Source organism: Flavobacterium ranwuense, from assembly GCF_004349315.1.
Lineage (GTDB): Bacteria > Bacteroidota > Bacteroidia > Flavobacteriales > Flavobacteriaceae > Flavobacterium > Flavobacterium ranwuense.
The window spans coordinates 1-16,923 of record NZ_SMLH01000006.1; the positions used below are offsets into that span (position 1 = coordinate 1).

At 33.1% G+C, this 16,923-nt stretch carries 21 protein-coding genes; 2 read left to right on the forward strand and 19 right to left on the reverse strand.

Features of this window, described 5'->3' with window-relative positions; genetic code table 11:
* Window positions 1–129: 129 nt before the first annotated feature.
* The 15 genes from E0I61_RS11025 to E0I61_RS11095 all read right to left on the reverse strand — a co-directional run bounded on the left by E0I61_RS11025 (window position 130) and on the right by E0I61_RS11095 (window position 11,204).
* On the reverse strand, window positions 130–531 hold the full coding sequence (locus E0I61_RS11025; protein ID WP_132071420.1) for a DUF5958 family protein: 402 nt from the start codon (window positions 529–531) through the stop codon (window positions 130–132).
* The gene (locus E0I61_RS11030) at window positions 531–803 is read right to left on the reverse strand and encodes a hypothetical protein (protein WP_132071422.1); all 273 of its coding nucleotides are present in this window, start codon (window positions 801–803) and stop codon (window positions 531–533) included. The genes E0I61_RS11025 and E0I61_RS11030 overlap by 1 nt, the downstream gene beginning before the upstream one ends.
* Window positions 804–1,034: 231 nt before the next feature.
* On the reverse strand, window positions 1,035–1,796 hold the full coding sequence (gene trpA / locus E0I61_RS11035; protein ID WP_132071424.1) for a tryptophan synthase subunit alpha: 762 nt from the start codon (window positions 1,794–1,796) through the stop codon (window positions 1,035–1,037).
* 62 nt (window positions 1,797–1,858) lie between these two features.
* Window positions 1,859–2,179 carry a gamma-glutamylcyclotransferase family protein gene (locus E0I61_RS11040; RefSeq protein ID WP_131996763.1) on the reverse strand — a complete coding sequence of 107 codons (321 nt, stop codon included), beginning with the start codon at window positions 2,177–2,179 and terminating at the stop codon, window positions 1,859–1,861.
* Window positions 2,180–2,366: 187 nt separating this feature from the next.
* Window positions 2,367–3,548: a tryptophan synthase subunit beta gene (gene trpB / locus E0I61_RS11045; protein WP_132071426.1), complete on the reverse strand. Its 1,182-nt coding sequence runs from the start codon at window positions 3,546–3,548 to the stop codon at window positions 2,367–2,369.
* A 3-nt stretch (window positions 3,549–3,551) separates the two neighbouring features.
* Complete coding sequence (locus E0I61_RS11050; protein WP_132071428.1) at window positions 3,552–4,208, reverse strand: phosphoribosylanthranilate isomerase; 657 nt, start codon at window positions 4,206–4,208, stop codon at window positions 3,552–3,554.
* An 88-nt stretch (window positions 4,209–4,296) separates the two neighbouring features.
* Complete coding sequence (gene trpC, locus E0I61_RS11055) at window positions 4,297–5,076, reverse strand: indole-3-glycerol phosphate synthase TrpC (RefSeq protein WP_132071430.1); 780 nt, start codon at window positions 5,074–5,076, stop codon at window positions 4,297–4,299.
* Window positions 5,077–5,135: 59 nt separating this feature from the next.
* Window positions 5,136–5,504, reverse strand: coding sequence for a four helix bundle protein (locus E0I61_RS11060; RefSeq protein ID WP_132071432.1), 369 nt, complete (start codon window positions 5,502–5,504; stop codon window positions 5,136–5,138).
* A gap of 13 nt (window positions 5,505–5,517) precedes the next feature.
* Window positions 5,518–6,510: an anthranilate phosphoribosyltransferase gene (gene trpD / locus E0I61_RS11065; RefSeq protein WP_132071434.1), complete on the reverse strand. Its 993-nt coding sequence runs from the start codon at window positions 6,508–6,510 to the stop codon at window positions 5,518–5,520.
* A 75-nt stretch (window positions 6,511–6,585) separates the two neighbouring features.
* Window positions 6,586–6,993, reverse strand: a complete 408-nt coding sequence (locus E0I61_RS11070) for a GNAT family N-acetyltransferase (RefSeq protein WP_132071436.1) — start codon at window positions 6,991–6,993, stop codon at window positions 6,586–6,588.
* A gap of 99 nt (window positions 6,994–7,092) precedes the next feature.
* Window positions 7,093–7,659 carry an anthranilate synthase component II gene (locus E0I61_RS11075; RefSeq protein WP_132071438.1) on the reverse strand — a complete coding sequence of 189 codons (567 nt, stop codon included), beginning with the start codon at window positions 7,657–7,659 and terminating at the stop codon, window positions 7,093–7,095.
* 94 nt (window positions 7,660–7,753) lie between these two features.
* Window positions 7,754–9,154 (reverse strand): anthranilate synthase component I family protein, encoded by a 1,401-nt coding sequence (locus E0I61_RS11080; RefSeq protein WP_132071440.1) that lies wholly within the window; start codon window positions 9,152–9,154, stop codon window positions 7,754–7,756.
* Between the two features lie 351 nt (window positions 9,155–9,505).
* Window positions 9,506–10,075, reverse strand: a complete 570-nt coding sequence (locus E0I61_RS11085) for a YceI family protein (RefSeq protein ID WP_131996790.1) — start codon at window positions 10,073–10,075, stop codon at window positions 9,506–9,508.
* 27 nt (window positions 10,076–10,102) lie between these two features.
* Window positions 10,103–10,735 (reverse strand): NAD(P)H-dependent oxidoreductase, encoded by a 633-nt coding sequence (locus E0I61_RS11090; protein ID WP_132071442.1) that lies wholly within the window; start codon window positions 10,733–10,735, stop codon window positions 10,103–10,105.
* Window positions 10,736–10,748: 13 nt separating this feature from the next.
* Window positions 10,749–11,204, reverse strand: coding sequence for a MarR family winged helix-turn-helix transcriptional regulator (locus E0I61_RS11095; protein WP_132071444.1), 456 nt, complete (start codon window positions 11,202–11,204; stop codon window positions 10,749–10,751).
* A gap of 662 nt (window positions 11,205–11,866) precedes the next feature.
* Here E0I61_RS11095 and E0I61_RS11100 point away from each other — a divergent pair.
* Both E0I61_RS11100 and E0I61_RS11105 read left to right on the forward strand, forming a co-directional pair.
* Window positions 11,867–12,346 (forward strand): hypothetical protein, encoded by a 480-nt coding sequence (locus E0I61_RS11100; protein WP_131996799.1) that lies wholly within the window; start codon window positions 11,867–11,869, stop codon window positions 12,344–12,346.
* Between the two features lie 121 nt (window positions 12,347–12,467).
* Window positions 12,468–14,582, forward strand: a complete 2,115-nt coding sequence (locus E0I61_RS11105; protein ID WP_132071446.1) for an ATP-binding protein — start codon at window positions 12,468–12,470, stop codon at window positions 14,580–14,582.
* Window positions 14,583–14,621: 39 nt separating this feature from the next.
* Here E0I61_RS11105 and E0I61_RS11110 read toward each other — a convergent pair whose 3' ends face one another.
* The 4 genes from E0I61_RS11110 to E0I61_RS11125 all read right to left on the reverse strand — a co-directional run bounded on the left by E0I61_RS11110 (window position 14,622) and on the right by E0I61_RS11125 (window position 16,879).
* Window positions 14,622–15,368, reverse strand: coding sequence for an LOG family protein (locus tag E0I61_RS11110; protein WP_131996804.1), 747 nt, complete (start codon window positions 15,366–15,368; stop codon window positions 14,622–14,624).
* A gap of 146 nt (window positions 15,369–15,514) precedes the next feature.
* On the reverse strand, window positions 15,515–15,817 hold the full coding sequence (gene trxA / locus E0I61_RS11115) for a thioredoxin (protein WP_132071448.1): 303 nt from the start codon (window positions 15,815–15,817) through the stop codon (window positions 15,515–15,517).
* Window positions 15,810–16,016, reverse strand: coding sequence for a hypothetical protein (locus tag E0I61_RS11120; protein WP_131996807.1), 207 nt, complete (start codon window positions 16,014–16,016; stop codon window positions 15,810–15,812). The genes trxA and E0I61_RS11120 overlap by 8 nt, the downstream gene beginning before the upstream one ends.
* 26 nt (window positions 16,017–16,042) lie before the next feature.
* A complete protein-coding gene (locus E0I61_RS11125; RefSeq protein ID WP_132071450.1) occupies window positions 16,043–16,879 on the reverse strand; it encodes a methyltransferase domain-containing protein in 837 nt (278 codons plus the stop codon).
* Window positions 16,880–16,923 lie beyond the last annotated feature (44 nt).

The window sequence follows — 16,923 nt, forward strand, 5'->3', positions numbered from 1 at the left end:
CGCGCTACAAGCAGTTTGGGATTAAATCAGCATTATCTTTCGGATTTGCCAAATCATCCAAATACAAGACCAATTTCAAATTAAGCCAAATCCCCAAATTGCTTGTAGCGTGTGTTAGTGGCTGTATTTTTATTCAATGTTATGCCATTCGTGTCCACAACCATTTTTACATTCTGTATTTCTTCTTTCGGTGTCTGTTTGCTTTAATATCCACAATAAAGCAATTATAGTTTTTTCTCTTTCGTTTTCAATAATTTTCTCAAGTTTATTAAACGCAATTTTGGTGTCGAACGATTTTAAAATCACAATTGGTGTAAATGTTGATTTCAATGGAATTGTTTTAATTGCGTTCTGATAGGTTTGAGTATTATAATTTGTTTTTTCTGGAATTGAGTTAAAAATATAATTTCGTAAACAACTGAATATTGTTTCGAAATTAAAATCCTTATCATTCAATACAGTTTTGCAACCTTCATTGAACTCAATTTTATTCTGAGCTATTTCATTAATTATAAGTTCAATCTTATCCATTAGCTTATTACAAAAAAATCATCAATTTCATTTCCTTCATTTGTAAAAATTACAGCATAATAACCAATTTCTTTTTTGTTTTTTAAGATTGAAGTTTGAAAAGAATGTTGATTAAGTTCAGTTTGTTTATAGTCAATTTTTTTTATATCAATTGATATTTCTTTGTCTTCAATATTTAAGTCTTTAATTTTATTAGAGTTAACTAAATGGCTAAAAGAATTCAATATTTTTTCTTGAATTTTGTGCTTATTTATGAATTCGTTAATTTCCATTTTTTCAGGTTTTGCGGTAATATAGCCACTAACTAGTATATAAGTCTGATAGAATCAGACCTATCACCCCAAATTTGGGTGGCTTTGTCTGATCAACGTCATCTTTTTTGCTTTTGCTAATATATAAAAATAACCTTACAAATAGTTTTAGCATTTTATAAAGTATGAACATAAAAAAACGGCGCTTAAAGTTCATTTAAACGCCGTTTAATCTTATATAAAAGAAGTTGTTTATCGAATCGCTTTTACGAATTCTTCAATTTTTCCAGTTCCGTTTTCGGTTAAATGCGTAATAAAAGCACTTCCTATAATCGCACCTTTGGCGAATTGAGTGGCTTGATTAAAGGTTTCCGCATTGTTGATTCCAAAGCCAATTACTTGTGGGTTTTTTAGATTCATTGCTGCAATGCGTTTGAAATACTCTTCTTGAACGCTTCCAAAACCAGTTTGGGAACCCGTAACACTCGCCGAACTTACCATATAAATAAATCCATCGGAAACGCTGTCAATAAAACGAATGCGCTCGTCAGAGGTTTGTGGCGTAATCAAGAATATATTTTTCAAGCCGTATTTTTCGAAAGTAGCTTTGTATTCATCCGCATACACATCAACGGGAAGATCAGGAATGATTAATCCATCGATTCCAATCTCCGCACATTTCTGGCAGAAATTCTCGATTCCGTATTGCAACATCGGGTTGAAATACCCCATAATCACTAAAGGAATAGCAACCGTTTTACGAATGTCCTTTAATTGGTCAAACAACACTTGAGTGGTCATTCCGTTATGCAACGCTTGGGTGGAACTGGCTTGTATCGTAGGTCCATCAGCCAATGGATCGCTGAACGGCAATCCTATTTCAATCATATCGATACCACTTTTTTCTAAATCCTGAATGATTTGAACGGTATCATTTAAGTTAGGATATCCAGCCGAAAAATAGATGGAAAGTATCTTTTTGGTTTCTTGTAATTTTTGATTTATTCGGTTCATTTTGTATTTTTTATCAGATTTGCAAGGCTCTAAAAACCTTGCCATTTTATTAATTCGAAAGCTTAAATGGCGGCACTGTAAGCCCAAGCTTTTTGGTTTGATTCTAAATGCACTTCAACGCGTCTGTAATGCAATCCTTCGTACAAATCCGTTTGGCGAAGTTCTTGGGGCGAAATGGTATATACAATGCCGTTGATAGTGTCTTCGGGTTTATGGGTTTCCACAATGATGGGATAATGTACTAATCCAAATTCTTCTTCGATTTGAATTTCTTTTACTACATAACCAATTAACGTTTGGGGAGTTCCCTCAAGAATACGCCCAAAAAGATCTTTCTGTATGTCCTCATTTTGTAAGCTGCCGTAAGCGAATAATTTTTCCATAGTTTCTATTTTGAAAATGTGAATTGAACTTCATTTTATGCTGTTGGGTTTGCGTTAAGGATTGCAGTGAAAATCCTTTTTTGTCTCGTTTTTTAACGAGATAAAAAAGATTGTAACGGAAAGCCTGACCTCGCTGAAACGCTAGTGAAAGCTAGGGAACGCCCAGAAAAATTCAGGGTAAACCCAACTATAATTTAAAATAATCGATATAAGTGTTCAAATCTTTATCGCCGCGACCGGAAAGATTGATGACTACAATATCCTCCGGTTTGAATTTCATTTCGTCCAGAACGGCAAAGGCATGCGCACTTTCGATAGCAGGAATTAGTCCTTCCATTTTGGATAATTTTAATCCCCATTGCATGGCTTGGTCGTCCGTAATGGAGATGAATTGCGCTCTTCCGGTAGCGAATAAATTAGCGTGCATAGGACCTACACCCGGATAATCCAGTCCTGCCGAAATGGAATACGGCTCAGTGATTTGGCCATCAGTGGTTTGCATCAACAAGGTTTTGCTCCCGTGAATAACACCTACTTTTCCTAACGCAGAAGTTGCCGCACTTTCTCCAGAATCGACTCCTAAACCAGCTGCTTCAACGGCAATAATATTCACGTCTTCGTTATCCAAAAAATGATAATAAGCACCGGCTGCATTGCTGCCTCCACCTACACAAGCAATTACATAATCCGGGTTTTCGCGTCCTTCTTTTTCCAGTAATTGTTCTTTGATTTCCTTAGAAATGACACTTTGGAAACGCGCCACCATATCCGGATAAGGATGCGGTCCTACGACAGATCCAATGATATAATAGGTGTCTACAGGATTGTTAATCCAGTCGCGGATCGCTTCGTTAGTGGCATCTTTTAAGGTTTTTGAACCCGAAAGCGCCGGACGAACTTCGGCACCCAACATTTTCATTCGAGCTACATTTGGTGCTTGACGTTTGATATCAATTTCCCCCATATACACGATACATTCCAATCCCATTAAGGCGCAAACGGTTGCTGTTGCAACGCCATGTTGACCGGCACCGGTTTCGGCAATGATTCGTTTTTTACCCAAACGTTTGGCTAATAAAATTTGTCCAATCGTGTTGTTGACTTTGTGGGCACCGGTGTGACATAAATCTTCTCTTTTTAGGTAGATTTTGGTATTGTATTGCTTAGATAAACGCTCTGCAAAATAAAGAGGCGTAGGGCGACCTACATAATCTTTTAATAGCGCATCAAACTCGGCTTGAAACGATGGATCTGCCGTTATTTTTAAATAATTTTGACGTAATTCTTCCACATTTGGATATAACATTTCAGGGATGTAGGCTCCTCCAAATTCTCCGTAATAGCCTTTTTCGTTGACGTTGTATGACATAATTTATTTTTTTATTTTGTTATCTGTGGAGACGCACGTTGTAGAGACGCACTGCAGTGCGTCTCTACATAATTGTATGTTTTTTAATCCGGGTTCGATTTCAAATTTACTGTTTACATCAATGGCATAAAGGGGTAAATTGGTTTTCGAAATTTCATTTACGGTGTCCATTTCATTAATTCCGATTCCTCCACTTAAGAAAAATGGTTTGCCTGAAGGATACTTTTCTAATACTTTCCAATCGAATGTGGTTCCGTTTCCGCCGGGTAATTTTCCTTTGGTATCAAAAAGAAAATAATCACAAACGGTTTCAAAGGGTTTCAGCACCTCAAAATCAAAAGAATCATCAACAGAGAATACTTTGATGATTTCAATTGGATTATTTATTTTATCCTTTAAATCCAAACAAAATTCAACCGATTCCTGTCCGTGTAATTGAACGGCTTGCAAATCGTATTTTGTTATTTTTTCAATTATTTCTTCTTGGGAAGCATTTACAAAAACGCCCACTTTTTTAATCGATTTTGGTAAATCTGGAATCACGCCATCAAAATACCGAGCTGATTTCTCCCAGAATATAAATCCCATATAATCGGGTAGGAGCGAACCTACTTCGAGAATATTTTCGGGATATTTCATGCCGCAGATTTTGAGTTTCATTTCTATTAGCTTTATGCAATAAGCTCTATGCTTTATGCTGTAAAATTGAATTTTTGTTTTATGTTAATCAACGCTTATTGCCTAAAGCCTAAAGCTTTTCAATAAAATCCGTTGCGGCTTTACCGGCATTATTGGTTTTCATGAAGTTTTCCCCAATTAGGAAACCTTTGTAACCAAAAGGCTTTAATTCATTAATCGCTTCAATGGATGAAATCCCACTTTCGGAAACTTTTACAAAATCATTTGGAATTTGTGCTGCTAATTGCTTGCTGAAATCCAAACTTACTTCGAATGTTTTTAGGTTTCGGTTGTTCACACCGATCATGTCTAATGTGGGCATAATCGATTTTTCCAATTCTTCCTGATTGTGTACTTCCAGTAAAACTTCGAGTCCTAAACTTTTAGCAAACTGGGATAATGATTTGATTTCGTCTCTGGTTAAAACCGCTGCGATAAGCAAAATCAAATCGGCTCCATATGCTTTGGCTTCTAATATTTGGTATTCATCTACAATGAATTCTTTTCGTAGTAATGGAATACTTACAGTGGCTCTTGCCAAAAGTAAATCGTCCAAAGAACCGCCAAAATATTTCCCGTCTGTCAATACGGAAATTCCACAAGCACCGGCATTTTCATATCCTTTTGTTACTTCTTCCACAGTAAAACTATAATTTATTTCTGCTCTTGAAGGGGAACGGCGTTTGTGCTCCGCGATAATTCCGGATGTGCTGTTTCTTAGATTATCGCTCAAAGAAATCGTCTTTTTTTCAAAGAAAACCGAAGCTTCCAATTGGGAAACGGGAATTATGGATTTCTTGAGAATGACTTCCCTTTTTTTGTCAACTATAATTTTATCGAGTATGTTCATTTGTTTTAATTTAAAGATTGAAAAATTTAAAGATTGAAAAATTCCAATCTGAATAAAAATTAGTCTTTGATTTTAGTACTTAAATATTTAATAAAATTGGATAAGTTTTGAGATATTTCAATACTTATTTTATAGCTTTCTTCAATTTCTGTTTGAGAACAAAAGCCAGGTTCCCGAGATAATATTAGCATACTTCTAACTTCTGCACAACTTCCTTTTGAGATTTTCAAGTATCTAATGAGTTGTTTGTTATTATTATATTCAGAACCTTCTGCAATATTATTGGTTATTGAAATAACTGCCCTTTTTATTTGATCTTTAAAACCAAATTCTTTTTCAAAGGTTTTAGTATTTAAAAATTCAAAAATTAATTTTGCTAATACAATCCCTTTTTTATAAACATCAAACTCTTCAAACGATTTTGTCATAATTTTTAAATCTTTAAATGCTTAAATCCTTCAATTTCTCCAAAGCTTTTAGTCCTTTTCCGGAGAACAAACTTTCCTTTGCCAATTCAAAACCTTCCAATGGCGTACATTTTGTAACGGTTGCAATTGCCATTGCGGCATTGGCACAAACCACATTGTTTTGAGCTTCGGTTCCTTTTCCTGAAATGATGTTGGTAAAAATTTGAGCTGATTCTTCAATGGTTTTTCCACCTTCGATTTCGCTTTGCAGCAAAAGTTGAACTCCAAAATCTTCTGGATTTAGCATTCCTTCCATCGAACTGGTAATTGTTTTCGTAGGTCCTGTTAATGAAACTTCATCGTAACCGTCAAGCGAATGTAAGATTGTAAAATTTACATCGGTATTTTGATATAAATAGGCATACATTCTGGCCAGTTCTAAATTAAAAACGCCCACTAATTGATTTTTGGGGAATGATGGGTTTACCATTGGTCCCAACATATTAAAGAAGGTTTTTACAGCTAATTCTTTTCGAATTGGACCCACATTTTTCATAGCGGGGTGAAATAATGGCGCGTGTAAAACACAAATTCCGGCTTTATCCATGCATTTCTCCAGAAAATCAGTGTCATTACTGAACTTGATTCCCATTTTTTCCATCACATTACTAGATCCGGAAATGGATGAAACACCGTAATTTCCGTGTTTTGCCACTTTTATTCCTGCACCGGCAGCCACAAAAGAAGCCAAAGTTGAAATGTTAAAGGTGTCTTTTCCGTCGCCACCAGTTCCACATAAATCGATGGTATCATAGGCAGATAAATCCACACGGATGCACAGTTCTAACAACGCTTCCCGAAAACCGGAAAGTTCATCAATACTGACACTTCGCATCATATAAACGGTAAGAAAAGAAGCAATCTGACTGGTGTTATAACTCCCGTTTGAGATATTTACCAATACATTCTTAGCTTCTTCTTTCGAAAGCATTTCGTGATTAATGAGTCTGTTTAATATATTTTTCATTTTGTTATTTATCTTAAAGTCTAAAGTCGAAGGTCTTAAAGTCTTTCGACAGTATGACATTTGAAATCACAACTATTAATGTTCATTTCCGTTATAAATCCACATCGGTTCTGTTTGTCCAGCGCGTTCAAAACCATTTTTTTTATAAAAATCAATAGCTTTTCCATCTGCGGTTAGCATTTGCATGTGAAAGCTGCTATATTTCTCTTGCATTTTATCAAAAATCATTTTGCCAATTCCTTTTCCTTGATAATCTGGATGAACTAGTAGATGCGGGTAATAGACTACTAAATAGCCATCAGAAATAGCATTTCCAAGTCCAACTAATTTTTTATTTTCCCAAGCCGTTATTAAAGCATCGGAATTCATAAGACCATTAAACAATTGTTCTGGTTTGTCAGCTGAACTCCATTTGTTTGCTTTATAAAGCGCTATTATATCTTCAATATTAATATCTTTTGTTTCGGAAATTATAATTGTCATTTTTGATTTTTTTTTATTTGCTCGCAAAGACTAAAAGTTTATTACTGAATATTGTTATTTAAATTATGTTAACTGATTACTGCGACTGAACACTGAACACTATGAGTTCACCCAATTCTCTAATATCTTTTTCCCATTGGGAGTCAAAACACTTTCCGGATGAAATTGTACACCGCGTACATCATACGTTTTGTGGCGCAACGACATCACTTGTCCATTTTCGTCCAATGAAGTTGCTTCCAAAACATCAGGTAAATTGCTGTCAACTACCCAAGAGTGATAACGTCCCACTTCAAATTCTTTTCCTAATCCTTCAAATAAAAGTTCATCATCGACTACTGTTTTTACCATTGTTGCCACGCCGTGATATACTTTATCTAAATTAGAAAGCGTTCCTCCATAAACTTCGCCTATCGCTTGTTGTCCTAAACACACTCCAAAAATGCTTTTAGTTGGCCCGTATTTTTTAATGACTTCTTTCAATAATCCTGCTTCATCTGGAATTCCTGGCCCAGGAGAAAGTAGAATTTTATCGAAAATAGCTATCTCATCTATATCAAATTCATCGTTTCTATAAACGGTTACTTCGCAATTCAAATCTTCGAGATAATGCACTAAATTGTAAGTGAAACTATCGTAATTGTCTATGACTAGTATTTTTTTCATTTTTATTATTGAAAAATTAAAAGATTTAAAGATTGAAAAATTCTAGTGTTTCAGTAATCTTTAAATTCTTAAATTATTAAATCTTTAAATTATTTTATATCGTTTCCGCTAAATCCAAAGCGGCATTCAACGCCCTCAATTTATTATACACTTCCTGCATTTCGCTTTCTTCGTCAGAACTGGCTACAATTCCAGCTCCCGCTTGGGAATGCAATTGATGATTTTTACTCAAGAAAGTCCGAATCATAATGGCGTGGTTAAAGTTTCCTTCAAAATCCATGAAACCGATGGCTCCGCCATAAAAATTCCGATTGGTTTTTTCGTATTCTTCAATCAGTTGCATAGCTCGGTGTTTTGGTGCGCCACTTAATGTTCCTGCCGGAAAAGTATCGGCTACCACTTGCATCGTTGTGGCTTTTGGGTGTAAATGTCCCGTTACTTTTGAAACCAAATGGATAACATGCGAGAAAAATTGCACTTCTCTGTATTTCTCTACATTGACATTATGCCCGTTTCGACTTAAATCATTTCTGGCTAAATCCACTAACATCACGTGTTCACTATTTTCTTTTTTGTCTTCCGATAATTGTTTGGCAAGAATGGCATCTTTTTCATCATCGCCCGTTCTTTTGAAAGTTCCTGCGATAGGATGAATCTCAGCTTTGCGGTCTTTTACAATGATTTGAGCTTCCGGTGAAGAGCCAAATATTTTGAAATCCCCATAATCAAAAAAGAATAAATAGGGCGAAGGATTGATGCTTCTTAACGCTCTGTACACATTAAATTCATCACCTTTGAAACCTTGGGTAAACCTTCGAGACAAAACTAATTGGAACACATCACCACGGAAACAATGCTTTTTGGCCAAAGCCACATTATGTTTAAATTCTTCGTCAGTTAGATTCGAAAATCCTTCTCCTACTTTTGTAAACTTATAAGAGGCAATGTTTCTGGATTGTAACAATTGTTCTATTTCTGAAATGTTATTTTTTCCATCTAAACTATGACAGAAAATGTACGCTTCATTCTTGAAATGATTGATGGCAATTATATTTTGGTAAACCGCATAGTACACATCGGGAATGGTGTTACTATTTTCTTTTTTGGCAATGGATACTTTTTCAAAATAACGAACGGCATCATAAGAGATATAACCAAAAAGCCCATTATTTATGAATTTAAAATTGTTTTTCTCTGATTTGAATTGACCTGAAAATTCTTGAATAACTGCTGGAATATTGGTGTTGGCATCAATAATTATTTTTTCAAAACTCCCGTCAGGAAAACTCTTGTAAATGATTTCGTTTTCAATTTTTATAGACGCAATCGGGTTACAACAGATATAGGAAAAGCTATTGTCATTGCCATGATAATCGCTACTTTCCAGCAATAAACTATTAGGGAATTTGTCGCGAATTTTGAGATACACACTTACTGGAGTAATTGTATCGGCAAGGATTTGCTTATAGTTTGTTTTTAGTATAAAAGGTTTCAACTTGTGTGTGTTTTAAGGTTTAAACTGTAATGTGATGATGAAATTTTACACAAAAAAAAAGGCTTGTCGTGATGACAAGCCTTTTATATTTATAGTTTTAATAATACTATAGGAGCTTAGTTCACGACGACTGACGTAAATTGTTCCACCACCAAGTATTGTTTAAAATTGTTTTCATGTTTTATTTCTTGGAACAAATATATGAAGGTAATTTGGTTTTCCAAATAGAATTAAACAAAAAAATAAATGATTTTTTTATTTTTTTGTTAAATAAGCTAAAGAGACATATATAAAAGACAAAACCCCAACAATTGCTTGTTAGGGTTTTAAGATATTATTTTTGAGTTGAAATTAGAATTTCAAAGCGACAGCCAAATCGAAGTCATCATTGATTGCTTTGTTCCCTAAGTTATCAAAGAAGCTTCCAGAGCCATATTTAATATCGTATTTTGTTCTGTCAATTTTTACATTAGTTGAAGCTGTAGTGGCAGTTGTTGTTAAATCAAAAGTAACAGGGTTAGTGATACCTTTAATTGTTAAATCTCCGGTTACAGTGTATACATTAGTTGCTTTAGTAACTATTTTTTTGAAAACCAAAGTCGCTGTTGCGAATTTTTCTGTTCCAAAAAAGTCATCAGCTTTCAAGTGACCTTCTAGTTTTTCTTTACCTTGACCTGCTTTTAAGTCAGTAACTAAAATTGAATTCATGTCTACATTGAATGTACCACCAATTAATTTTTTCCCTTTGAATACTAATGCACCATCTTTAAGATTGATTGTACCTTCATGTTGTCCAGTTACTTTTTTCCCAACCCAGTTGATAGAACTTTTTGAAGCATCTACTTTTTTAGTTTGTGCTGTTACTGATAAAGTAGATAAAACTACTACTAATGCCAATGCAATTGATTTGAAATTTTTCATGTGTTTAAATTTGATTTTAATTAATAATTATAGTGTAATAAATAATTCTTCGTGTGATTTTCTGACTTTTTTGTAAAACTGGCTTGCATCTTCTTCGTGTCTGTAACCAATGGTAGCCATTAAAGAGGCGTTTAGATTCAATTTATCCAATCCCAAAATTTCGTTTACTTGGGCTGGGACAAATCCTTCCATTGGGGTAACGTCAATTTTAAGTTCAGCAGCTGCATTCAAAAGATTTCCCAAAGCTAAATAAGTTTGTTTTGCTGTCCAAATGTTTTTTTCTTCGGCTGTCAGAGCAGTAATTTTAGATTTCATAAACGCCCCATAACCTGCTAAAGCTTCTATTGGAGTATTTCTGATTTCACTCATGTTTTTTAAATAATCATCTATAGCCGAATCATCTATTTTGGTTTCATTCGCGAAGACGATCAGATGTGAAGCTTCAACAATTTGTGATTGTCCCCATGCTGCAGGTTGAAGATTTGCTCTTAATTCGCGATTTTCAACAATAATAACCTTATAAGGTTGTAATCCATAAGAAGAAGAACTCAAACGAATGGCTTCTTTTAATATATTTAAATCTTCGGCAGAGATTTTTTTTGCTGCATCAAATTTTTTTGTAGCGTATCTCCAATTTTGGTTATCTAAAAAAGTACTCATTTATATTTAGTATTTATTGATTTCTATATTTTTCTAACAATTGATTTAATTGAACGATTTCCTCCGAACTCAAATTTTTTGAGAAAAACTGTTCGTGTGCAATTACTTTTGGATCTAATTCTTTTAAAACGTCAAGTCCTTTTTGTGTAATCAAAACTTCTATTTTTCGTCTATTTTCAGGGCAAACATTTCGAGTCACAAATTTTTTTAATAATAATTTATCGACTAATCGGGTAGTATTGCTCGTCTTGGCTAACATACGTTCTTGAATCACGCACATGTTTGCTGGGTTCCCTTTCTGGCCTCTTAATATTCGTAAAACATTATATTGCTCACCTGATAAGTCATAGGGTTTCAATATTTCATTAAAATTGTCTGTAATTACATTTTGAGTGTACAAAACATTCAGGATAATTTTTTTTGAATTATCATAGGTAATAGTACTTTTTAATACATCTTCAATTTTCATATTTGTATACATGTAATTTGTTGGTACAAATGTAACACATTTTTTATTTGTATATACAAATGTGTGTTATTTTTGTGTTAATTTTTATTATGATATGCAATTCAGGAATTTGGTTTGCGATAGTTTCAGGTTCAAATAAAGTTTAAAACATAAACGAGATCTCCTAATTTTGAATAAATGTTTTGCAAAAACTAAGCCGAGAATATTATTTTGGTTTAACACTTTGAAGTGTACTATAAATTTTGATTAAAATTGTAAAGGGGAAATGTTGTCTCTTGATTTTTTTTAAAGAATGTTTATCGATTTAGTTTTGTGTTTAGTTGTAATAAAAATATTTTTTATTAAATTTATAGTCATTTAAGGGTATATTTAGTTAAATATTTTAATTAACACTAAAATAATGACAAATTTAACAAGAATGTGCAATTAGACTTAATATTGAATTTTAATCTATTTTTTAAAAATATAAACAATTGTTAAATTCTAATGATTTTTTAAGGAAGTGCAATGATCTACAAGTCATTTTGCTTTTGCAAAAAGTAATTTAGTTAATGAAAGCATATAGAATTGACAATTATATAGTAATCAAAGTTAAAAAGGGCAATTATTGAAACAACAATCCGACTCAACTAATAATAAGATATAGAAATTCTAATTTTGAGATGATAAAAAGCAATCAAATTAGCCAAGGGGAAGGCGAAATTCTTGATTTGAAACTAAATTCAAGCTTGTCTATTGCCGATAATAATGGTTTTCCAATAATTGGTATTGGAGCATCAGCAGGCGAGCTTGAGCTATTGGATAGAATAGAAAAAAATATTGGAATCATTCTCTTTGGAAGGAGATCCAATAAAGAAAAAAATGGTTTTGTACTTGTCCAAGACCCTGCTTTGGCAAAATTTAAGAGCATACACCGCAATACAATTGAAGCTGTTATAGCTGCTATTGTTTCTTCCTCAAAAGAACTCCCCACTAAACTATTTTCGCTACTCAACTATTTTCTTGAGATAAATTTGGTTTCTGATACACTTATTAAAAGTGAGAAGAACCTAAATAAAACCACAATGTTTTCATTTAAGTTTCATGGAAATAGAAAAATGAACTACAAAAAAGGAATACAGCGCTTGTCAGTTTGGTTTTAGTCATAATTACAGAAATATTTAGTTTTTTACAAATGATATACCACTACGTAAGTAAAAGAATAAGTATTTGATTTTCAATTGTCAGGAAATAAAAACAGTAGTCTTTATAAAGATAATACTTATGGAAAATATTGAAAATAAGGAGGAAGAATTCCAACAGCAAAAACATTCAATTGCTGATTCTAAGCTTTCAGAAGTGGAAACATTAAAACTGATCCATGAATTAGAAGTTCATCAGATAGAATTGGAGGTGCAAAAAGAAGAACTTATTTTAGCCAAAGAACAAGCTGAAATGGCTACGCAAAAATATGCTGAATTGTATGATTTTGCTCCTTCAGGCTATTTTACACTAACAAATTCTGGAAAAATAACGCAACTCAATCTTACCGGTTCTCAATTATTTCAAAAAGAAAGATCAAAAGTAATAAACAGTCAATTTGGGTTTTTTGTCTCTGATGATACAAAACCAATCTTCAATGAATTCTTGGATACTGTTTTCAATACGAATCTAAAAGGATCTTGTGAAGTTAAATTGCTTTTAGAGAACAATTTTACCATAAATGTTTATCTTACTGCAGTTCTCTCTGAAAATCGAAAGGAAGCTCTAATCACCACGGTAGATATTACACAACTCAAATTAACTGAATCTGCTCTTAGAGAAAGTGAAGAGCGGTATAGAGAATTATTAAACAATCTTGATGTTGGGATTATCTTGTATGATAAGGATGCTTCTATACTTTTTTCTAATCCTAAAGCATCTAAACTGATTGGTTTGAGCAAAGATCAGATGAAAGGAAAACAGATTCTTAATCCAGTGTGGAAATTTATAAATGAGGATAACAAACCTTTGGTTCCGGAGAGTTATCCAGTAAACGAAATTCTAAATAATAAAAAACCCATAAAAAATTTTATAATTGGAATCAAGAAAAACAAGAATGCTTCTACTAAATGGCTTCTGATAAATGGTTTTCCTGTATTTAATAATTCGGGGGAAATAGCTGAAGTAGTCATCAGTTTTATTGAAATTACAGCGTTAAAAAAATTAGAAATTGAGTTGACTAAAGCTAAAGAACAAGCCGAAGCGGCGAACAGAGCAAAATCCAGTTTTTTGACTAATATGAGTCATGAAATTAGGACTCCTCTGAACGGAATTGTTGGTTTTACTGATTTGTTAATGAAAACAAATCTGGATACAAATCAGACGGAGTATATGAATACGGTTCATGAATCAGCTACAATATTAATTGAGATTATTAATAATATTTTAGATTTCTCAAAAATTGAATCCGGTAAATTTGAATTGAATATCGAAGAAGTTAATCTTTTTGAACTTATTCATCATGTAATCGATATTTTCAAATATCATGCAGACTTAAATAAAATAGCTCTAATCCTAAATATTGACGCAACTGTTCCCAATTATGTTTTAGTCGATTCTATTCGATTGAAACAGATTTTAGTGAATTTGATAGGGAATGCGTTGAAATTTACGAAAGAAGGATATGTTAAGTTAAATATTAGCAATACTGTTTCTTTAGAAAATGAAAATCAATGTCATTTAAAATTTTCGGTTAAAGATACAGGCATTGGAATAAAAGAAGAAAATCAAGAAAAAATATTCCATTCTTTCATGCAGGAAGATAGTTCAATTACGCGCAAATTTGGAGGAACTGGTTTGGGACTGACTATTACAAATCAACTTTTAGCTTTAATGAACAGTAAGTTAGAATTGAACAGCCATTATGGAGAAGGAAGTGAATTTTTCTTTACGGTTGAACTAGAAAAATCAAATCATGAATATGATTCAAAAGATTTAGATAATAATGTTGAAAAAGAAGAGAATATTTCTTCTATTGGAAATTTTTCGAACAAGAAAATATTAGTAGTCGAAGACAATAAAATAAACATGCTTTTGGTAAAAACATTACTTAAATCAATACTTCCGGGCAGTACAGTATTAGAAGCCTCCGATGGTAAAAAAGCCATTAAATTGTATAAAAAAGAGAATCTGGACTTGATTTTAATGGATATCCAAATGCCTCATAAAAATGGATATGAAGCTACTGTTGAAATTAAACAACTAAAAAAATACAATAATATTCCAATAATAGCATTGACTGCCGGAATAATGTTAGGTGAAAAAGAAAAATGTTTAGAGTCAGGAATGGATGATTATGTTTGTAAACCTATTTTAAGATCCAGTTTAGAAAAAGTGCTGTTTAAGTGGTTGAAATAATAATCAAAGAAATTTTTTTTAGCTAGTTTCATTTGATAATTAATGTTTCCTTTTTTCTCCAAACCACGATTTACGCTTATACGCATACTTTTTTAAACCAAATTTTTTGATTGCATGTTTTTTAAGATGCTCAATCAATTCCTCTACGGAGTCCGTTACAAATAACAGGCTCATATCCTCGGGGCTGATGCTCTCATTTTTTGACATGACTTGAATATGATGATACAGCTCTTTATGATATTCAGTATCAAAAATTACTATCGGAAAATTATTTATTATTTTATTTTGAATTAAGGTCAGCGCCTCAAATAATTCGTCGAGAGTGCCTATTCCTCCCGGCATAACAATGAATGCATAGGAATATTTTATTAAAATAACTTTTCTCACAAAAAAGTAAGGAATGTAAATCCATTTGTGCAAATATGGGTTTGGTTTTTGTTCCACCGGAAGAACAATATTAGACCCAACAGAATAACCTCCCGCTTCATAAGCGCCTTTATTTGCCGCTTCCATAATTCCCGGACCGCCACCTGTCATTACTGTAAAACCTAATTTTGCTATTTCGGCACCAATGCGCTCTGCATTTTTATAATGCGCAGTTTCCGGACCAAATCGGGCAGAGCCAAAAACAGTAACACACGGACCAATAAAATGCATTTTTTGAAAAGCTCTAATAAAGTTGTATTGAACTTTGAAAGTGAAAAACAAGTTTTTTAATCGTGTCAAAGGTCCTCTAACAAATAAAGATTCGGATCTTGAAAGTCTATATTGGCGAGGTTTTTCCATAGTGACACTAAGTTAGGAGAAATAATAGTTAAATTCTGGTTGTATAAAAACAAAACTAAAATGCCACTTAAAAAATACCAAAAGCAGTTGGGGTTTAAGCCAGTAATTATATCCAAAATTAAGACCTATGACACCAGTACTTTTTGCTATTTATTGCTTTTCTCTAAAATAATTTTGATAATTTCCTCTTTGGATAACACACCGGATTGTCTCCACAACTGTTTTCCGTTTTGAAATAAAATCATAGTTGGAACCCCACGAACCTGATACTGACTTGAAATTTGCTGGTTTTTGTCCACATCAATTTTGATAATGGAAACGTTTTCTCCCAAACGCTCTTTTACTTCTCTTAAAATGGGACTAAGCATTTTACATGGTCCGCACCATGTGGCAAAAAAGTCTATTAATACCGGTTTGCCTGAATTGATAATCGTATCGAAATTACTCATCTTTATTGTATTTATTGTTAGGAATAGTACAACCATTAGAGCCACAACCTAAATTAAAAACGACCTGAATCAAGAAAAATAGTCCAAAACCAATGAACATCCACTCTTTTAAAATATAGGCTTGAGCAAATAAAAATAAGGCAAACGCCAGACGAACCCAGCGCATTAGATGCCAGTTTGTAAATAATAATGCTTTCATTTTTTTTCGAAAAAAAGAATTTGATTTTACGTGTTTATTTTTTTGATTTTATACTTCGCATCATAAGAAATCACCTGTTGTAATATTTTGATTGCAATTTCATTTTCACTGACAATCAATACTTCAGCAAAATTGCTACTCATGCTTACATTTAATATTCCATCGATTTCGGCCAATTTTTTTGTGATGGTTTCCATACAGCCACTGCACGTAATGCCTTCGAATTCATATAAATTCACAATAACCTGATTGTTCTTTTTCAACTCTATAAACAACTCTGAATTCGCTCTTGGTGCAATCGAATTTTCAGATACATTCATTTTTAAAAAATCAAAAGCACCTTTGAAAAGCAGTTCATATTCTTCTTTGCTTCCGCCAAAAGGAGGACCGGATTCAAACGTTCTATTGAACAGTAATCCCGCCAGAATTCCTTCATCAGCCAAAAGTTGATGCATTTTCCACACGTATTTTTGGCGCATTGTTGGAGGCAAAGCACAGAAAAAAGTTTGCTCAATAATCAAATCATATTTCCCTTGATGTTCAAAGAAATCACCCAGTATAATTTGAATATTAGAATTGTTTTTAAACTTTTCTTTTAAAACGGCCACTGGTGTTGGCGCAATATCTATAACGGTACTATTTGTAAATCCATCCTCCAAAAGATATTCGGCTTCATAACTGTTTCCACAACCGGGAATCAAAATACTGCAATTTTTATTAATTATTGTATCGACATACGTTTGTATGGGAGGTGATACTTTGCCTAAATCCCAACCGGTGGTTTTGGCTTCGTATTGGGCTTCCCAATAGGCTGCATCTAGCGGTTTATCGCAGGAAACTACACAACATTTTATATCTTCCATAATTCGATTTTTTTGAAATTGCCATTACTATTGAAATTGCCATT

Bases quoted from the DNA above. Each gene is read 5' to 3' on its own strand.
- E0I61_RS11025 (WP_132071420.1), bottom strand. From the start codon at position 531: ATGGATAAGATTGAACTTATAATTAATGAAATAGCTCAGAATAAAATT.
- E0I61_RS11030 (WP_132071422.1), bottom strand. From the start codon at position 803: ATGGAAATTAACGAATTCATAAATAAGCACAAAATTCAAGAAAAAATA.
- trpA (WP_132071424.1), bottom strand. From the start codon at position 1,796: ATGAACCGAATAAATCAAAAATTACAAGAAACCAAAAAGATACTTTCC.
- E0I61_RS11040 (WP_131996763.1), bottom strand. From the start codon at position 2,179: ATGGAAAAATTATTCGCTTACGGCAGCTTACAAAATGAGGACATACAG.
- trpB (WP_132071426.1), bottom strand. From the start codon at position 3,548: ATGTCATACAACGTCAACGAAAAAGGCTATTACGGAGAATTTGGAGGA.
- E0I61_RS11050 (WP_132071428.1), bottom strand. From the start codon at position 4,208: ATGAAACTCAAAATCTGCGGCATGAAATATCCCGAAAATATTCTCGAA.
- trpC (WP_132071430.1), bottom strand. From the start codon at position 5,076: ATGAACATACTCGATAAAATTATAGTTGACAAAAAAAGGGAAGTCATT.
- E0I61_RS11060 (WP_132071432.1), bottom strand. From the start codon at position 5,504: ATGACAAAATCGTTTGAAGAGTTTGATGTTTATAAAAAAGGGATTGTA.
- trpD (WP_132071434.1), bottom strand. From the start codon at position 6,510: ATGAAAAATATATTAAACAGACTCATTAATCACGAAATGCTTTCGAAA.
- E0I61_RS11070 (WP_132071436.1), bottom strand. From the start codon at position 6,993: ATGACAATTATAATTTCCGAAACAAAAGATATTAATATTGAAGATATA.
- E0I61_RS11075 (WP_132071438.1), bottom strand. From the start codon at position 7,659: ATGAAAAAAATACTAGTCATAGACAATTACGATAGTTTCACTTACAAT.
- E0I61_RS11085 (WP_131996790.1), bottom strand. From the start codon at position 10,075: ATGAAAAATTTCAAATCAATTGCATTGGCATTAGTAGTAGTTTTATCT.
- E0I61_RS11090 (WP_132071442.1), bottom strand. From the start codon at position 10,735: ATGAGTACTTTTTTAGATAACCAAAATTGGAGATACGCTACAAAAAAA.
- E0I61_RS11095 (WP_132071444.1), bottom strand. From the start codon at position 11,204: ATGAAAATTGAAGATGTATTAAAAAGTACTATTACCTATGATAATTCA.
- E0I61_RS11100 (WP_131996799.1), top strand. From the start codon at position 11,867: ATGATAAAAAGCAATCAAATTAGCCAAGGGGAAGGCGAAATTCTTGAT.
- E0I61_RS11105 (WP_132071446.1), top strand. From the start codon at position 12,468: ATGGAAAATATTGAAAATAAGGAGGAAGAATTCCAACAGCAAAAACAT.
- E0I61_RS11110 (WP_131996804.1), bottom strand. From the start codon at position 15,368: ATGGAAAAACCTCGCCAATATAGACTTTCAAGATCCGAATCTTTATTT.
- trxA (WP_132071448.1), bottom strand. From the start codon at position 15,817: ATGAGTAATTTCGATACGATTATCAATTCAGGCAAACCGGTATTAATA.
- E0I61_RS11120 (WP_131996807.1), bottom strand. From the start codon at position 16,016: ATGAAAGCATTATTATTTACAAACTGGCATCTAATGCGCTGGGTTCGT.
- E0I61_RS11125 (WP_132071450.1), bottom strand. From the start codon at position 16,879: ATGGAAGATATAAAATGTTGTGTAGTTTCCTGCGATAAACCGCTAGAT.